The organism is Microbacterium oleivorans (assembly GCF_013389665.1).
GTDB lineage: Bacteria > Actinomycetota > Actinomycetes > Actinomycetales > Microbacteriaceae > Microbacterium > Microbacterium oleivorans_C.
Genome location: NZ_CP058316.1, coordinates 1,415,578 through 1,430,393, shown reverse-complemented (window position 1 = coordinate 1,430,393; position 14,816 = coordinate 1,415,578). Strand labels below are relative to the sequence as shown.

Genomic DNA, 14,816 nt, shown 5'->3' with positions numbered 1-14,816 from the left:
ATGGCATCCGATGGCGGCTCCTCCCGGGCGGGCGACCGGGCGTACGCGACGCTGCTGCGCGAGATCCAGTACGGCGAGTTGGCCCCCGGCACTGTTCTGGGCGAGGTCGAGCAGGCGGCACGCCTCGGTGTGAGCCGCACCCCGTTGCGCGAGGCGCTCCGGCGGCTGCGTGCCGACGGTCTCGTGCGCCAGGCGTCGCCGCGCGTGACGGTCGTCGCCGACGTCGACGCCGCCGACATCGTCGCGCTGTTCGCCGTACGTCGGGCGCTGGAGGAGACCGCCGCACGGCTGGCGGCCGGCCGCGGCGACCGCGCCGCCTTCGCGGACCTGCGCGACGCGTTCGCCGAGACGGGAGCGGTCACCGATCCCGACGCCTACTACGCGCGCATCGCCCGTTTCGACGCCGCGCTCGACGAGGCCGCCGCCAACGGCTACCTCGCCTCGGCGCTCGCGATCGTCCGCACGCATCTCGTGCGCGTCCGCCGCCTGGCGCGCGACAACCCGGACAGGCTCGCCGCCTCGATCGGAGAGCATCGCCTCATCGCCGCCGCGATCGCGGCCGGCGATGCCGACCTCGCCGCGCACGCGACCCACGTGCACCTGCACAACGCCCTGACCAGCATCCTCGACTCCCTGGAGGCATCCGCATGACCGTCAGTCACCCCGTCCGCGTCCACCGCAGCGACGAGAACCTCGCCCGCGAGGACCAGCTCGCCGCGAAGATCGCCGAGGTCGCCGTCGACCCCGTCGCGGTCCTGCCGGAGGTCGTCGAGATGATCATCAACCGCATCATCGACAACGCCGCCGTCGCGGCAGCCTCCCTCACTCGGGCACCGGTGAGCTCGGCGCGGGCGCAGGCGCTCGACCACCCGGTCTCACGCGGCGGGGCGGGAGCGACGGTGTTCGGGGTCGCCGACCTCTCGAGCCCCGAGTGGGCGGCGTGGGCCAACGGCGTCGCCGTCCGCGAGCTCGACTACCACGACACCTTCCTCGCGGCCGACTACTCCCACCCCGGCGACAACATCCCCCCGATCCTCGCCGTCGCCCAGCACGTGGGCGCCGACGGCGCGGCACTGGTTCGCGGCCTCGCGACGGGCTACGAGATCCAGATCGATCTCGTCCGCGCCATCTGCCTGCACAAGCACAAGATCGACCACGTCGCCCACCTCGGGCCGTCGGCCGCCGCCGGCATCGGCACGCTGCTCGGCCTCGACGCCGACACCGTCTACCAGGCGGTCGGCCAGGCGCTGCACACCACCACCGCGACCCGCCAGTCCCGCAAGGGCGAGATCTCGACGTGGAAGGCGCACGCGCCGGCCTTCGCCGGCAAGCTCGCCGTCGAGGCGGTCGACCGCGCCATGCGGGGCGAGACCAGTCCCAACCCCATCTACGAGGGCGAGGACGGCGTCATCGCCTGGCTGCTCGACGGCCCCGACGCGGCGTACGCGGTGCCGCTGCCGGCTGCGGGCGAGCCCAAGCGCGGCATCCTCGACTCGTACACGAAGGAGCACTCCGCCGAGTATCAGGCGCAGGCCTGGATCGACCTGGCCCGCAAGCTCCACCGCGACCACCCGGAGCTGGCAGACCCCGCCGCCGTCGCCGGCATCGTGCTGCACACCAGCCACCACACGCACTACGTCATCGGCTCGGGGGCGGGCGACCCGCAGAAGTACGACCCCACGGCCTCGCGTGAGACGCTCGACCACTCCATCCCGTACATCTTCGCGGTCGCGCTGCAGGACGGCGGCTGGCACCACGTCGACTCGTACACGCCCGAGCGCGCCGCCCGCCCCGACACCGTCGCCCTCTGGCAGAAGATCACCACTGCCGAGGATGCCGAGTGGACCCGCCGGTACCACTCCGAGGATCCCGCGGAGAAGGCATTCGGCGGCCGCATCGAGATCCGGCTCGCCGACGGCTCGACGATCGTCGATGAGATCGCGGTCGCCGACGCGCACCCGCTCGGTGCCCGACCGTTCGCCCGCGCCGACTATGTGCGCAAGTTCCGGATCCTCGCCGAGCCCGTGCTCGAGCCCGCCGAGATCGAGCGCTTCCTCGGGCTGGCGCAGCGCCTGCCCGAGCTCACCGCCGATGAGGTGCGCGGCCTGAACATCGTGGCGCGTGACGGTGTCATCGCCGCCGCGCCGAACCCGAGGGGACTGTTCTGATGCTGTACTCCCAGCGAACCCCCGCCGACAAACGGCGGATCCTGCGCGAGCGGCTCGCGTCCGGCGAGCTGCTGCGCTTCCCGGGTGCGTTCAATCCGCTGTCGGCCCGGCTCATCGAGCAGCGCGGGTTCGAGGGCGTCTACGTCTCGGGCGCGGTGATCGCCGCCGACCTGGGGCTCCCCGACGTCGGGCTGACGACCCTCAGCGAGGTCGCCGGCCGCGGTCAGCAGATCGCGCGGATGACGGAGCTCCCCGCCATCATCGACGCCGACACCGGCTTCGGCGAGCCGATGAACGTCGCGCGCACCATCCAGACGCTCGAGGACGCGGGCCTGGCCGGATGCCACATCGAGGACCAGGTCAACCCCAAGCGCTGCGGTCATCTGGACGGCAAGAGCGTCGTGGGCGAGGACGTCGCGGCGGGCCGCATCCGTGCCGCCGTCGACGCGCGCCGCGACGAGAACTTCCTCATCATGGCGCGCACCGACATCCGCGCGATCGAGGGGATGGACGCCGCCGTCGACCGGGCGCGCGCCCTCGTCGACGCCGGCGCCGACGCGATCTTCCCGGAGGCGATGCGCGACCTGGCGGAGTTCGAGGCAATGGCCGCGGCCGTCGACGTGCCGATCCTCGCGAACATGACGGAGTTCGGCAAGTCCGACCTCTTCACCGTCGACCAGCTGCGCGACGCGGGTGTGCGGATCGTGATCTGGCCGGTGTCGCTGCTGCGCATCGCCATGGGCTCGGCGGGGCGCGCCCTCGACGAGCTGACCTCGGCCGGCACCCTCGCGGCGAAGCTCGACGAGATGCAGCATCGCGCAGACCTGTACGACCTGGTGGACTACGAGGGGTACGCGCGGTTCGACACCTCCGTCTTCGACTTCACCCTGTCGACTCGCCAGAATGAGTCGATCGACAAGGGCTGAGACCCGCAGATTCCGACTACTCGACGGAGAGGGAACAGGATGACCGAGCACGACATCCGCAAGGGGCTCGTGGGCGTGGTCGCCGACGTCACGGCGATCTCGAAGGTGAACCCCGAGACGAACGCACTGCTCTACCGCGGCTATCCCGTGCAGGAGCTCGCCGCGACCCAGCCCGTCGACGCGGTGGCGCACCTGCTGTGGCACGGTGAGCTGCCCAGCGCCGACGAGCTCGCCGACCAGCGCGACCGCGCCCGACCGCACCGCGCGCTCCCGCCGCAGCTGCGGGAGGCGATCGACCGGATGCCGCTCGACGCGCACCCGATGGACGAGGTGCGCACGGCGGTGAGCCTGCTCGGCGCACTCGACACCGCCGGCGCGGCATCCGTCCTCGACGCGGTCGGCACGCCCGAGCGCAACCTCGAGCGGAGCCTCCGGCTGTTCGCGGTGCTGCCGGCGATCGTCGCCTACGGTCAGCGTCGCCGCCGGGGCCTCGCCCCGCTCGATCCGCGCGACGACCTCGACGATGCCGCGAACTTCCTCTGGATGACCTTCGGCGAGGAGCCGCATCCGATCGTCGCCGACGCGTTCAACCGGTCGCTGATCCTCTACGCCGAGCACTCCTTCAATGCATCGACCTTCACCGGCCGGGTGATCGCCTCGACGCTCAGCGACCTCTTCTCCGCCGTCGTCGGAGCCATCGGCGCGCTCAAGGGACCCCTTCACGGCGGGGCGAACGAGGCGGTGATGCACGTCTTCGACGAGATCGGCGATGCCGACGGCGTCGCGGCATGGCTCGACCGTGCGCTCGCCGACAAGCGCAAGATCATGGGCTTCGGGCACCGCGTGTACAAACGCGGCGACTCGCGCGTGCCGACCATGAAAGCAGCGCTCGACACGCTCGTCGAGTACTACGACCGTCCCGACGTGGCCGATCTGTACGACACGCTCGAGCGCGAGTTCACCGGGCGCAAGGGCATCTACCCGAACCTCGACTATCCGTCCGGGCCCGCCTACGCCCTGATGGGGTTCGACACGGTCACCTTCACGCCGTTGTTCGTCGCCGCCCGCGTCGTGGGGTGGACCGCGCACATCATGGAGCAGTACGCCGCCAACGCCCTGATCCGCCCCCTCTCGGCCTACGACGGGCCTGACGAGCGTCACATCGCGGGCTACGTGCCGGATGCCGCCGAGCGCGAGGCGGCGCGCCGGCCCGAGGAGGAGGCCGGCTGACCTGTGCGCCGTCCCGGCGGACCGCGCACACGAATCGACCCGCTGCACCCCGATCGGGAGCAGCGGGTCGATTCGTGTTCGGCCGTCGACGCGCGGGTGCGCGCGAGGCTCTCGGGTCAGACGGTGCGGCGGCGGCGCGCAGCGACCAGGAGGCCGCCGGCCACGAGGGCCAGCACCCCCGCGATGACGAACCCGAGCGGCACGGCGCCGCCGGTGACGGCGATCGTGCCGGCCGGCGCGGCCGCGGTGACCGTCACCTCGACCTCGATGGGCGTGAGCGACCCCGACGTCACGACCAGGCGGTGCGCGCCGGTGGCGAAGTCGCGGGGGATCGCGACGCTGAACGCGGTGCGGCCCGCGCCGTCTGCCGCCGGGATGCCCGACGCGACCAGCGGCTCGCTGAACAGCGTGGCGGCGATCTGCCGACCCGGCTCGAGCCCGGTGACCGTCACCGAGAGCGTGCCACCCTGAGCGACCGAGGCGCTGCCCAGCTCGACGATCGCCCACGGCTGCGCGGGCTGCTCGCCCTCGCCCGGCTCGCCGTCACCGGGCTCGCCTTCGCCCGGCTCGCCCGGCTCGCCGGGGCCCGGGAAGCCGGGCTGCTCGACGGGGGGCTGTTCGCCCGCGAGGTAAGCGCGGTCGGCCGGAGACGGCGAGACGGCGCCGACGGCGGTGAAGAAGTCCACCGTCGCCTGCAGGTCGACCTGGCCCGAATCGGCCACGCCCGTGCCCTGCGCGAACGTGGCGAAGTTGTCGCCGCCGCCCGCGAGGAACGAGTTGGTGACGACCCGCACCGTCGTCGTGGTGTCATCGAGCGCCAGCTCCTCACCGTTCAGCTGCATCGAGCTGATGTGCGAGCCCGTCGCGGCCGTCGGGTCGTACTCGAAGCTGAAGCCCTTCGACACGCCCATCGCGAGCTTCGGACGCGACGCGCCTTCCGGCTGCCACTGCTCCTCGAGCACCTGCTTGATCTGTGCGGGCGTCAGCTCGAGCGTCACCAGGGTGTTGGCGAAGGGCTGGACGTTGGCCACCTCGCGGTACGACATAGCACCGCCGTCCTCGCCGAACAGCAGGTCGGCGCGCAGGCCGCCCGGGTTCATGAAGGCGACCTCCGCCTCCTGCCCGCCGTACGCCGGGTTCTGCGAGGTCGCCCACAGGTAGACGTCGGCGACGGTGTTGCCGAGCGTCGAGTGCACGCCGCGGTCCTCGGCGCCCTCTGCGGTCTTGCCGCGCAGGATGTCGGCCGTGATCGAGCCGACCTGCACCTGCCCCTTCTCGTCCGCGACCTGGACGGCGGTGTCGACGACGCCCTCGGTGTCGGCGTCGGGGTAGGCGACGTACTGCCCGAGCGTGGTGTCGTACAGCGAGGTCGTGCCACCGGTGATCGACTCGAGCTCCCCGGCATCCGTCAGCTCGATGTCGAGCGTGCCGAGGGTGGTGCCGTACTGGTGGGCCTGGATCACCGGGCGGCCGCCGATCTCGCACGCGTACTCCTGGTGCGTGTGAGCCGAGACGATGGCGTCGATGTCGGACGAAGCGCCCCGGACGAGGTCGCCGAAGTCGCCGTCCTCGTTCGCGATCGCGGTGCAGTCGGAGCCCGCGGAGCCCTCGTGGGCCAGGAGCACGACGACGTCGGCGCCGTCGGAGACCGCGGCCGCGGCGGCGTCGTTGGCCGAGGCGACCTGGTCGCGGAACTCGATGCCGGCGATGCCCTGCGGGCTCACCATGCCCGCGGTCTGCTGCGTGACGGTGCCCACGAAGGCGACCATCGTGCCGTCGACCTCCTTGATCGTGTAGGGCTTGAGCGCGTGCTCGTCCGTTCCCGCGATGAAGACGTTCGCACCGAGGGCGAGGTCGCTGAAGGCGTCGGCGTCGGCGTCGCCCTCGTAACGCGGGATGACGCGGTCGGTGAGGTCGGCGAAGCCGCGGTCGAACTCGTGATTGCCGACGGCGCTGACGTCGAGCCCGGCCGTGGCGAGGGCGTCGATCGTGGGATTGTCGTCGTCGATGAACGATTCGAACGCGGACGCGCCGATGTTGTCGCCGGCCGAGACGAACAGGGTGTTCGGGTTCTGCTGGCGGTACTTCTGCACGGCGCCCGAGAGCACCGCGGCCCCCGCGACGCCGCCCGACTCCTGCACGAGGCGGCCGTGGAAGTCGTTGATCGTCAGGACGCGGATGTCGGGTTCGGTGGCGGGCGCGCCGTCCACGAGCTGCTCGATGCCGTACACGGTGGTCGTGCCCGACACCTCGTTGCCGACGACCAGCAGCGGCTGGCCGGTGGGTGAACGGTGGGCTCCGATGAACTGGATGCCCTCGGGGCCGAGGTCGCCCGCTGCGGCGGAGTCGGGGGAAGCCGAGAAGTCGCGGTTGTTGACGTAGGTGACGTAGGTCGGTGCGGACGGGTCGGTGATGTCGTAGACGATCACACCGCTGACCCGCTCGAATCCGATGAAGGCGTAGGTGCGTCCACCGACGGTCCCGATCGAGAGGTTCTCGGGCTCGGGGCCCTTGTCGTCGCTGCGGCCCTCGAAGTTCGCCTCCGTGTGGTTGGAGTTGAAGTACTCCGGAGCCACGCGGGCGAGGATCTGCTCGAACTGGTCGCCCGAGTCGAAGACGAGCGTGCCGTCGGTGCCCCAGATCGAGAACGAGCGGCCTCCGAACGAGTACAGCTCCTCGTAGCAGGTGCCGTCGGACTTCAGGCCGTTCTCGATCGAGACGTTGAGGCGACCGAGGTCGCTGTCGCCGAGCTGGGAGCTCAGCGGCGAGTCGTCGCAGACGGGCGCCAGCGCGTCGGACCCGAGGTCCTTCACGCGTGCGGCCTCGACGTAGTCGCCCCACTCGCGGGCGTCGCCCTCGTTGGCGGTGACGAGGTAGGTCGCGGCGGAACCGTCGACGGTCGCGGAGTACGACTGGATGCCGTCGGGCATGTAGATGCCGTTCAGCCCCTCGTGGGTGCGGATCGAGATCTGCTGGTCGCGGTCGCTCGCGTCGAGACCGTTGCGCGCGGCGCCGTGGTCCTTGAACCCGAGCGGAAGGACGGTGGTGACCTCCGCCTTGGCGAGGTCGACGGTCGCGATCGCGTTCGCCTCCTGGAGCGCGACGTACGCGGTGGCGCCGTCGACCGTCACGTACTCGGGCTCGAGGTTCCGGCTCACGCGGTTGGACGCGAGCGGCTCGTCGCCCTGATCGGGGGCGGCGACGTCGGGCCCGAACACGCGGACCGCGGGGTCGAGCGTCTTGGTGCCGCCCGCCTCGAACGCGCCGAACCCGGCGATGCGGACGGCCGTCTGCTCGGGAGCGGACACCGTCTTGGGCAGATTCACGACCCCGACGGATCCCTCGGGGTCGAGGGAGAAGTCGTCGGCCGGCTCGCCCTCGTTCGCGACGACCGCGTACGCGCCGTCCTTCGAGATCGTGACCATGTCGGGCAGGGCTCCGACGGTCACGGAGCCGAGGCGTGCGGAGGCGGCGTCGTCGGCGTTCGCGTCGAAGAACACCAGCGAGCCGGGGGCCGTCTTGTCCTCGGCCTCGAAAGCGACGACGCCGAGGCCGTCGTCGCGGATCGCGAGCGAGTTGGCGGTGCCCGTGTCGGAGATGGTGAACAGCTCGACAGGGGTGGTCGGGTCGGTGTTGTCGAGCACCGTCACCGAGCCCGCCTGCGCGTTCACGACGTACAGCCGGTCGCGGTAGGACTGCACGATCTCGGCGGCGGACTCGTCGAAGACGCCCGTCTCGTGCGTTCCGATCGGGGTCAGCGAGAGCGTCGCGCCCGCCGCGGAGTCGGTGATCGGGTTCGGCACGACGGCCGCGGATGCGGCGGTCAGCGGGGTGAGCGCGAGCGTGCAGGTCAGTGCGGCCGTGGCGACGGCTGCGAGCGTGCGGGGAACCGTGCGGCTCCGGGCAGGCGAAGGCATAGGTGTCCTCTGGTCGGGTGAACGGGTGCACGTCGTGCTTACCGGCCGGATGTGTCCGGGGTGTGAATGCCCGGCAACGGATCGGCGACGGGCGGAGAGGCGCGTGGCACGATGAGGACATGAGCCAGTACACGACGATCGTCACCGAGACGCGCGGGCGCGTCGGCTGGGTGACTCTGCACCGCCCCGAGGCCCTCAACGCACTCGGCTCCACCCTGGTGGCCGAGCTCGCCGACGCCGTTGTGGCGTTCGATCGCGACGACGCGATCGGGGCGATCGTCATCACCGGGTCGGAGCGCGCCTTCGCCGCGGGCGCCGACATCAAGGAGATGGCCGGCCGGAGCGTGCGCGACATGTCGGTCGACAGCCCGTTCGCCGCGCTCGAGGAGGTCTCCCGGGTGCGCACGCCCCTCGTGGCGGCCGTCGCCGGGTACGCCCTCGGCGGCGGGTGCGAGCTGGCGATGATGTGCGACATCGTCCTCGCGGCCGACACGGCCGTGTTCGGGCAGCCCGAGATCGACCTCGGCGTCATCCCCGGGATCGGCGGGACACAGCGTCTCGCGCGGGCGATCGGCTACTACAAAGCCGCGGAGATGGTGCTGACGGGGCGGCGGATGCCGGCGGACGAGGCCGAGCGCGCCGGGCTCGTGTCGCGGGTCGTTCCGGCCGCCGATCTCCTGGCCGAGGCGGGAGAGGTCGCGGATCGGATCGCGTCGCGGTCGTTGCCCGTCGTCTATGCCGCGAAGCAGGCGCTGCGTGCGTCGCAGGAGACCACGACGGCTGAGGGCCTGCGCCTGGAGCGGACGCTCTTCGCGTCGCTGTTCGCTCTCGATGATCAGACCGAGGGCATGGCGGCGTTCGTCGAGAAGCGGAAGCCGCAGTTCCGGCACCGCTGATGCGTCAGGTCGCGCCCGAGCAGTCCGGGCAGCCGAGGCGGCCTGTGCGGGCGGCGCGTTTCACGCCCCGGCAGTGGGTCGGTGTCGGCGTCGTCGTCGCGATCGGGGTCCTCGCGCTGGCCGCATCGGGCGTGGCAGCGGCTCGGTGGTTGTCGGGGCTGGACGGTGTGCGCGACTTCCTGGAGCGGTATCCGGGCGCGTATCCGCTTCCGGTGGGAGCGCCGGTGGGCATCCCGCCCTGGCTGGGGTGGCAGCACTTCTTCAACGCCTTCCTGATGGTGCTGATCATCAGCTCGGGGTGGCGGGTGCGTCGGGAGACGCGGCCGGCGGTGTTCTGGTCGCCGCGCGGGCGGCCGAAGCGCAAGACGAGCCTGACGATCTGGTTCCACCAGGCGCTCGATGTGCTGTGGCTGCTCAACGGCGCCGTGTTCGTCGTGCTGCTGTTCGCGACGGGACAATGGATGCGCATCGTCCCGACGAGCTGGGAGGTGTTCCCCAACGCGTTGTCGGCGATGGTGCAGTACGCCTCGCTCGACTGGCCGACCGAGAACGGGTGGGTGAACTACAACAGCCTCCAGCAGCTCGCCTATTTCGCGACGGTGTTCGTCGCCGCGCCGCTGGCGACGGTCAGCGGCATCCGGCTGAGCACCCTCTGGCCCCGCGGGGACCGGCTTGCGAGCCGGCTGTATCCGTTCGAGGCGGCGCGGCGCATCCACGTGACCGTGATGGTGTTCTTCGTCGTCTTCATCGTGATCCACGTGGCGCTGGTGTTCGCCACGGGGGCGTTGCGGAATCTCAACCACATGTACGCGGCGCAGGGCTCGGTCGACCCCGCCGCGCCTGCGGAGAACTGGACCGGGTTCTGGATGTTCGTCCTGTCGATCGGCGTGATCGCGGTCGCGGCGATCGCCGCGCGGCCCGCGGTGCTCGCGCCGATCGCGCGGGTGTTCGGGACCGTCACGGTTCGGTGACGGTGTGCGGTGCGCTGCGGCGCGGCGCCCGGCGCCCGGCGAGGATGGCGGCGAGGGGTGCCCGCCGCGGGCGCCCGAGGACGAGGTCGGGGAGACGCGGATGCGGGTGAGCAGGACGCACGGAGCACGATTCACCTTCGTCGTCATGGCGGCGAGCTCGATGCTGGCCATCTCGGGGTGCGCCACGTCCCCCTCGGTGGCGGGTTCGACCGATGGGTCGCCGGAGCCGGTGTCGTCGCCGACAACCGCTGCGGGCGGTGCGGTCTCGGGTGTCGGACCGACGGGGTTCCCCGGTGTCGAGTTCCCGATCCCCGCAGACGCCCGCTCCGTCGTGGTCGATTTCGTCTGCCATGGCGGCGGCTCGTTCTCCGTCGAGCTCGGCGACTCGATGATGCTCGGGCAGGCGATGCTCGGCGGCGTCTGCGACGGTGGCGCCGAGCTGTCGTGGCCGGTGACCGAGCGGACCGGGCCCACCCTCTCCGTCCACGTCGGCGACGACGTCGAGTGGGTGGCGACGCCGGCCTTCTCGACCGAGGAGTTCGCCACCGATGCCGCGACCGCCGCGGACTGCGAACGCTTCATCGACATCTTCAGCGCGCTCGCGAACGCCGACGCCGGATTCTCGACCTATCGGGCATTCGACGAGGCCGAGTGGGGCGCTCGGGTCGATGGAGCTGCCGTCGAGCTGGATGCGCTCGCCGCTTCTGCGGCGTCGGCGCTGCGCGACTCCTTCGTGGAGCTCTCGGGAGCCGTATCGGACCCGGCCCGTTCTCCCGGGGCGGTTCTCGTCGGCCCCGCGGCCGACCACATCGCGGCGATCAGCCAGGTGTGCGACGCGAACCAGACCCCGCTGCACATCCGGGCCGAGTTCGGCGGCTGACGGGGGTCGCGTTGACGCGGGGTCGCGTTGACGGGGGTCGCGTTGACGCGGGTCGGTCGAGCCGCGCAGGATGCGGAGGACGACGAGCGCAGAGGGTGGCGCCTGTCCGGCGCGGAGTCGCAGCTGAAACCGACCGGACCCCGTGCGGTCCTACCGTCGGGGTTCGCCGCAGTGGATCGAGTCAGAAGGGTGGTGGCGCGTCCGGTGGTGCACCGGCGCCTCGGCCGGGTGGCCCGGGTGGCCCGGGTGGTGGGGCGGGGTGTTCTGGTGTGAAGCAGACGGTGGGGATGGGGACGTCCTCTCGGTAGATCCGCCCGAGGGGTGAGGTCCACACCAGGACACCGCCGCCGGCCTGTTCCACCCGCCACTTGGTGAACTGCTTCATGGAGTGGTGTCGTTGGCAGAGGTGGGCGAGGTTCAAGATGTGGGTGTGGCCACCGGTGGCGTGGTCGATGGTGTGGTCGATTTCGCAGCGGATCGCGGCGCGCCGGCAGCCGGGGAAGCGGCAGTGCTGGTCGCGGGTCTGCAGCAGCCGCCGCATCGCGGGCAACGGCCGGTACGCGTTGGTCTCGACCGGGGTGCGGGTGATCGGGTCGATGAACATCCGGTCCCACGTCCCCGTCTGTGAGGCGAGTTCCCGCACGGTGTCGGCGTCGACGAGCCCGGCCCCGATGGCTTCGGCGGGGTGTTCGTCCTTCCCGGTGAGGGTGTCTGAGGTGATCACGACCTGCACTTTCGCGCGGATCGCGCCGAGCGTCCCGCGCCCGTCGGTGCCGGTGGTCGGGTCAACGACCGGTGCGCCGCCGAGGACGAGGTCGGAGAGAACGTCCGCACGGAGCTGATCCATCGTCCGAGCATCGGGCGCGGCGGCACCGCCCGCACCGTCCACCGCGCCAGCACCCGCGGCATCCACCGCCACAGCGTCCGCCCGGGCGTCCTTCACGGTCTGTGCCATCTGCGTCAACCGGTCGTAGATCCCCGCCGCGATCACCATCGGCACCGTCGCCGAGAGGTCGGCCATCCCATCCGCCCCCGGCGACAACCGCACGCACCGTCCGGCGGCGGCCTCCCGGTGACGCTCGCTGAACGATCGCGGGTGCATCCGCTCTGCCAGGTTCTGCAACGCCCCGGCCACCCGCGTCGCGATGTCCCGCTGGCACACGGCCACTGCGGCGGCGTCGAACTCCGGTCGTACCTCCTCCGGCACCGCCCGCCCGACCTTCACGACGACATCGACGTGCTCGCGGGTGACGAGGCGCTGCTCCCACGCCGCGAACATCGCCGGGTACTCATCCACCACCGTCATCGCGTGGTCGATCTCCCACTGCACCCGGCGGTCCCCACGCCGCGCGATCCCCGCCGCCTCGGCGGCGACCGACCGCAGCTCCATGTCGGAGGCCATGCCCCGGACTCCGCCGCGATGCGCCTCGCGCAGGGCCGACCGGCCCAGCTCGGCGAGGGCTCTCACCGACGCGATCTCTCCCGCATGGGCCAGGGCGAGCGCATCGACGAACCCGGCGAACGCCGCGGCATGCGGCGCCCCATTGACGTCCTCGTCGCTCCCGTCCGTGCGGTTCGTCTGCATGTTCCCATTGTCGCAGCAGGGTCGGACACCGGAGTAGTACAAGACTTCTACATGGGACAACCCGTTCACTCCCCATCCTGAGGAGGAGGTCATGCCGCGAGCATCGCGCTCGCTAGCCGACAACCTGCATCACGCCGCGCGGAAACGCGACGCGACGCCCGGAGTCTTATCGCGTCTGCATCACGTGCCGCACCGCAACCCTGGAACCGAACGCCCGGGATGACGCAGCGGAAACGAGAGCCCCGGAGTCGCTGCGCCTACGGAGCCGAACCTCGCGCCGACGCCGGGACATCAGCCACATGACGTCACCCCCCCCGCGCCCCGAACCGCCCCGTGCCGCGAACCGCCCCGTGCCCCGAACCGCCCTGCCCGCCCGAACCCGGGCGCCCCGCTCAGCGGACGAATCGGACCTCGGTCAGCGTCTCGCCCAGGAACGGCTCGGTGTGCGATGCCCCATCGAGCGCGAAGCCGTTGCGCTGGTAGAAGCGGTGGGCGCGGGGGTTGTCTTCGGCGACCCACAGGTAGAGCTGCTCGTCCTTCTCGACGGCGGCGTCGAAGAGGCGCTGGCCGATGCCGGTGCCGTGCCACGCGTCGAGCAGGTAGATGAAGTACAGCTCGCGCAGGCGCGGCGCATCGCGGTCGCGAGCGGGGCCGGAGCCCACGAAGCCGACGATCTCGCCGCGGACGAGGGCGGCGTGCATCCGGAAGTCCTCGCCCTGCGAAGCCCAGTGGGTCCACAGCTCCGCCAGTCGTCGAGGCGACACGCTCTGCAGCGCTGCGGAGCTGATCAGGTGATCGTAGGTCTCGTGCCAGCAGGTGGCGTGCACGCGCCCGAGGGCTTCGGCGTCGACATCCCGCACCGGACGGACGACGATGTCGGTCTGCAGTTCGGCTTCCATGGCCAGACTCTACGCGCGGCCGAGGGCGTCCGGAAATCCGGTCGTGAGCGCGAGCGACGACTGCTATGGTCGCTCTTCGTCGCCGGGTGCCCCGGGCGGGCGTCGGCATCCGTCGCGGAATCCGACGCGGTGCGTCGAAGGCGACGGGATGCCGTGGCCGCGGGGCCATCGGATGCCGCGTGCTCGGTCGCGCCGCGCTCCGGCCTAGTCTGAGCACATGCCGAAGGACAGAGCCGGCCGCGCCACGATGAAGGATGTCGCCGCGCTCGCGGGTGTGTCGGCCAAGACGGTCTCGAACGTCCTCACCGGCACCGCCGCGGTTCGGCCCGAGACGCAGGGACGTGTCGAAGCGGCGATGCGCGAGCTCGACTTCGTGCCCAATCTCAGCGCGCGCGGTCTGCGCAACGGCCGCTCCGGCGTCATCGCGATCGCGCTGCCCGACCTCGCGACCGCGTTCTCGGCGGAGATGCTGCACCATCTCGTCGACGCGGCGCACCAGCGCGGGTTCGCCGTGCAGATCGAGGAGACGGCGACAGCTCCCGAGCGCGAGCGCGATCTGGTGTCGCGGGCACGCCAGCATCTCGTCGACGGCGTCGTGCTGAACCCGATCCGCATCGAGGACAGCGTGATCGACCGCGACGACCGGCTTCCGCCGGTCGTGCTGATCGGCGAGGTCGAGCAGCACGTCACCGATCGGGTGCTCGTCGACAGTCGCGCCGGCGCCCGCGATGCCGTCGCCCATCTCATCGAGCGGGGGGCGCGGCGCATCGCCGCGATCGGCGGCGACGGACAGCGCGATCGCGCGACGGCGACGAGCCGGCTGCGCCTGGCCGGCATGCACGATGCTCTCGCGGCGGCGGGCCTCGAGGTCGACCCGCGCCGCGAGATCAACGTGCTCCCCTGGAACATGGAGGCCGGCGCCATCGGCGTGCGCACGCTGATCGAGCGGGGTGTGGGCTTCGACGCGGTGCTCTGCTTCACCGACTCGATCGCGGTGGGGGCGCTGCATGCGCTGGCCGCCGCCGGTGTGCGCGTGCCCGACGACGTGCTCGTCTGCGGGTTCGACGACATCGAGCAGTCGCGGTACACCACACCCGAGCTCACGACCGTGTCGTTCGACCGTGACGAGTTCGCACGCGCGACGATCGCGCTGCTGGAGGAGCGCATCACGGCGCGCGGGGCGCCGGTGCGAGCGGTGGCGATCCCGCACCGCGTCGTCGTGCGCGGCAGCACCGGTACCACCCCCGCCTCGTCGCCCTCGGGTGTCGCGGCCGGCTGAGCGCCGGTACGCGGTGCCGCGCGATCGCCTCTTGCGCTCCGATTACATCGATGTAAAAGTAGGGG

11 protein-coding genes are annotated in these 14,816 nt (G+C 71.5%); 8 read left to right on the top strand and 3 right to left on the bottom strand.

Annotation, left to right across the window (positions count from 1 at the left end; all coding sequences use genetic code 11):
• The 4 genes from HW566_RS06840 to HW566_RS06825 are packed head-to-tail and all read left to right on the top strand — an operon-like array spanning position 1 to position 4,324.
• Positions 1-651 carry a GntR family transcriptional regulator gene (locus HW566_RS06840; RefSeq protein ID WP_178011508.1) on the top strand — a complete coding sequence of 217 codons (651 nt, stop codon included), beginning with the start codon at positions 1-3 and terminating at the stop codon, positions 649-651.
• Positions 648-2,168 (top strand): MmgE/PrpD family protein, encoded by a 1,521-nt coding sequence (locus tag HW566_RS06835; RefSeq protein ID WP_178011507.1) that lies wholly within the window; start codon positions 648-650, stop codon positions 2,166-2,168. The genes HW566_RS06840 and HW566_RS06835 overlap by 4 nt, the downstream gene beginning before the upstream one ends.
• Positions 2,168-3,094 carry a methylisocitrate lyase gene (prpB, locus tag HW566_RS06830; protein WP_178011506.1) on the top strand — a complete coding sequence of 309 codons (927 nt, stop codon included), beginning with the start codon at positions 2,168-2,170 and terminating at the stop codon, positions 3,092-3,094. The genes HW566_RS06835 and prpB overlap by 1 nt, the downstream gene beginning before the upstream one ends.
• Positions 3,095-3,133: 39 nt before the next feature.
• Complete coding sequence (locus HW566_RS06825) at positions 3,134-4,324, top strand: bifunctional 2-methylcitrate synthase/citrate synthase (protein ID WP_178011504.1); 1,191 nt, start codon at positions 3,134-3,136, stop codon at positions 4,322-4,324.
• Positions 4,325-4,440: 116 nt separating this feature from the next.
• Here the strand turns inward: HW566_RS06825 and HW566_RS06820 are convergent, their stop codons facing one another.
• Positions 4,441-8,241, bottom strand: coding sequence for a choice-of-anchor I family protein (locus HW566_RS06820; protein ID WP_178011503.1), 3,801 nt, complete (start codon positions 8,239-8,241; stop codon positions 4,441-4,443).
• Between the two features lie 119 nt (positions 8,242-8,360).
• Between HW566_RS06820 and HW566_RS06815 the strand changes: the two genes are divergently transcribed.
• From HW566_RS06815 to HW566_RS06805, 3 genes are all read left to right on the top strand, one after another.
• Positions 8,361-9,137, top strand: a complete 777-nt coding sequence (locus HW566_RS06815; protein WP_178011501.1) for an enoyl-CoA hydratase-related protein — start codon at positions 8,361-8,363, stop codon at positions 9,135-9,137.
• A 44-nt stretch (positions 9,138-9,181) separates the two neighbouring features.
• Complete coding sequence (locus HW566_RS06810) at positions 9,182-10,108, top strand: cytochrome b/b6 domain-containing protein (RefSeq protein WP_256728908.1); 927 nt, start codon at positions 9,182-9,184, stop codon at positions 10,106-10,108.
• Positions 10,109-10,214: 106 nt separating this feature from the next.
• Positions 10,215-10,988: a hypothetical protein gene (locus HW566_RS06805; protein ID WP_178011497.1), complete on the top strand. Its 774-nt coding sequence runs from the start codon at positions 10,215-10,217 to the stop codon at positions 10,986-10,988.
• Between the two features lie 181 nt (positions 10,989-11,169).
• Here the strand turns inward: HW566_RS06805 and HW566_RS06800 are convergent, their stop codons facing one another.
• Both HW566_RS06800 and HW566_RS06795 read right to left on the bottom strand, forming a co-directional pair.
• Positions 11,170-12,573 carry an HNH endonuclease signature motif containing protein gene (locus tag HW566_RS06800; RefSeq protein WP_178011495.1) on the bottom strand — a complete coding sequence of 468 codons (1,404 nt, stop codon included), beginning with the start codon at positions 12,571-12,573 and terminating at the stop codon, positions 11,170-11,172.
• Positions 12,574-12,965: 392 nt separating this feature from the next.
• Entirely contained in the window at positions 12,966-13,472 is a 507-nt protein-coding gene (locus tag HW566_RS06795) for a GNAT family N-acetyltransferase (protein WP_178011493.1), read from the bottom strand.
• 217 nt (positions 13,473-13,689) lie between these two features.
• On the opposite strand from HW566_RS06795, the gene HW566_RS06790 reads away from it, so the two are divergent.
• Complete coding sequence (locus HW566_RS06790; protein ID WP_178011491.1) at positions 13,690-14,751, top strand: LacI family DNA-binding transcriptional regulator; 1,062 nt, start codon at positions 13,690-13,692, stop codon at positions 14,749-14,751.
• Positions 14,752-14,816: the final 65 nt, after the last annotated feature.

What these genes read in the sequence shown, in the direction of transcription:
- HW566_RS06795 (WP_178011493.1), bottom strand. Translation starts at nt 13,472, where the DNA reads ATGGAAGCCGAACTGCAGACCGACATCGTCGTCCGTCCGGTGCGGGAT.
- HW566_RS06825 (WP_178011504.1), top strand. Translation starts at nt 3,134, where the DNA reads ATGACCGAGCACGACATCCGCAAGGGGCTCGTGGGCGTGGTCGCCGAC.
- prpB (WP_178011506.1), top strand. Translation starts at nt 2,168, where the DNA reads ATGCTGTACTCCCAGCGAACCCCCGCCGACAAACGGCGGATCCTGCGC.
- HW566_RS06835 (WP_178011507.1), top strand. Translation starts at nt 648, where the DNA reads ATGACCGTCAGTCACCCCGTCCGCGTCCACCGCAGCGACGAGAACCTC.
- HW566_RS06820 (WP_178011503.1), bottom strand. Translation starts at nt 8,241, where the DNA reads ATGCCTTCGCCTGCCCGGAGCCGCACGGTTCCCCGCACGCTCGCAGCC.
- HW566_RS06840 (WP_178011508.1), top strand. Translation starts at nt 1, where the DNA reads ATGGCATCCGATGGCGGCTCCTCCCGGGCGGGCGACCGGGCGTACGCG.
- HW566_RS06790 (WP_178011491.1), top strand. Translation starts at nt 13,690, where the DNA reads ATGCCGAAGGACAGAGCCGGCCGCGCCACGATGAAGGATGTCGCCGCG.
- HW566_RS06800 (WP_178011495.1), bottom strand. Translation starts at nt 12,573, where the DNA reads ATGCAGACGAACCGCACGGACGGGAGCGACGAGGACGTCAATGGGGCG.
- HW566_RS06815 (WP_178011501.1), top strand. Translation starts at nt 8,361, where the DNA reads ATGAGCCAGTACACGACGATCGTCACCGAGACGCGCGGGCGCGTCGGC.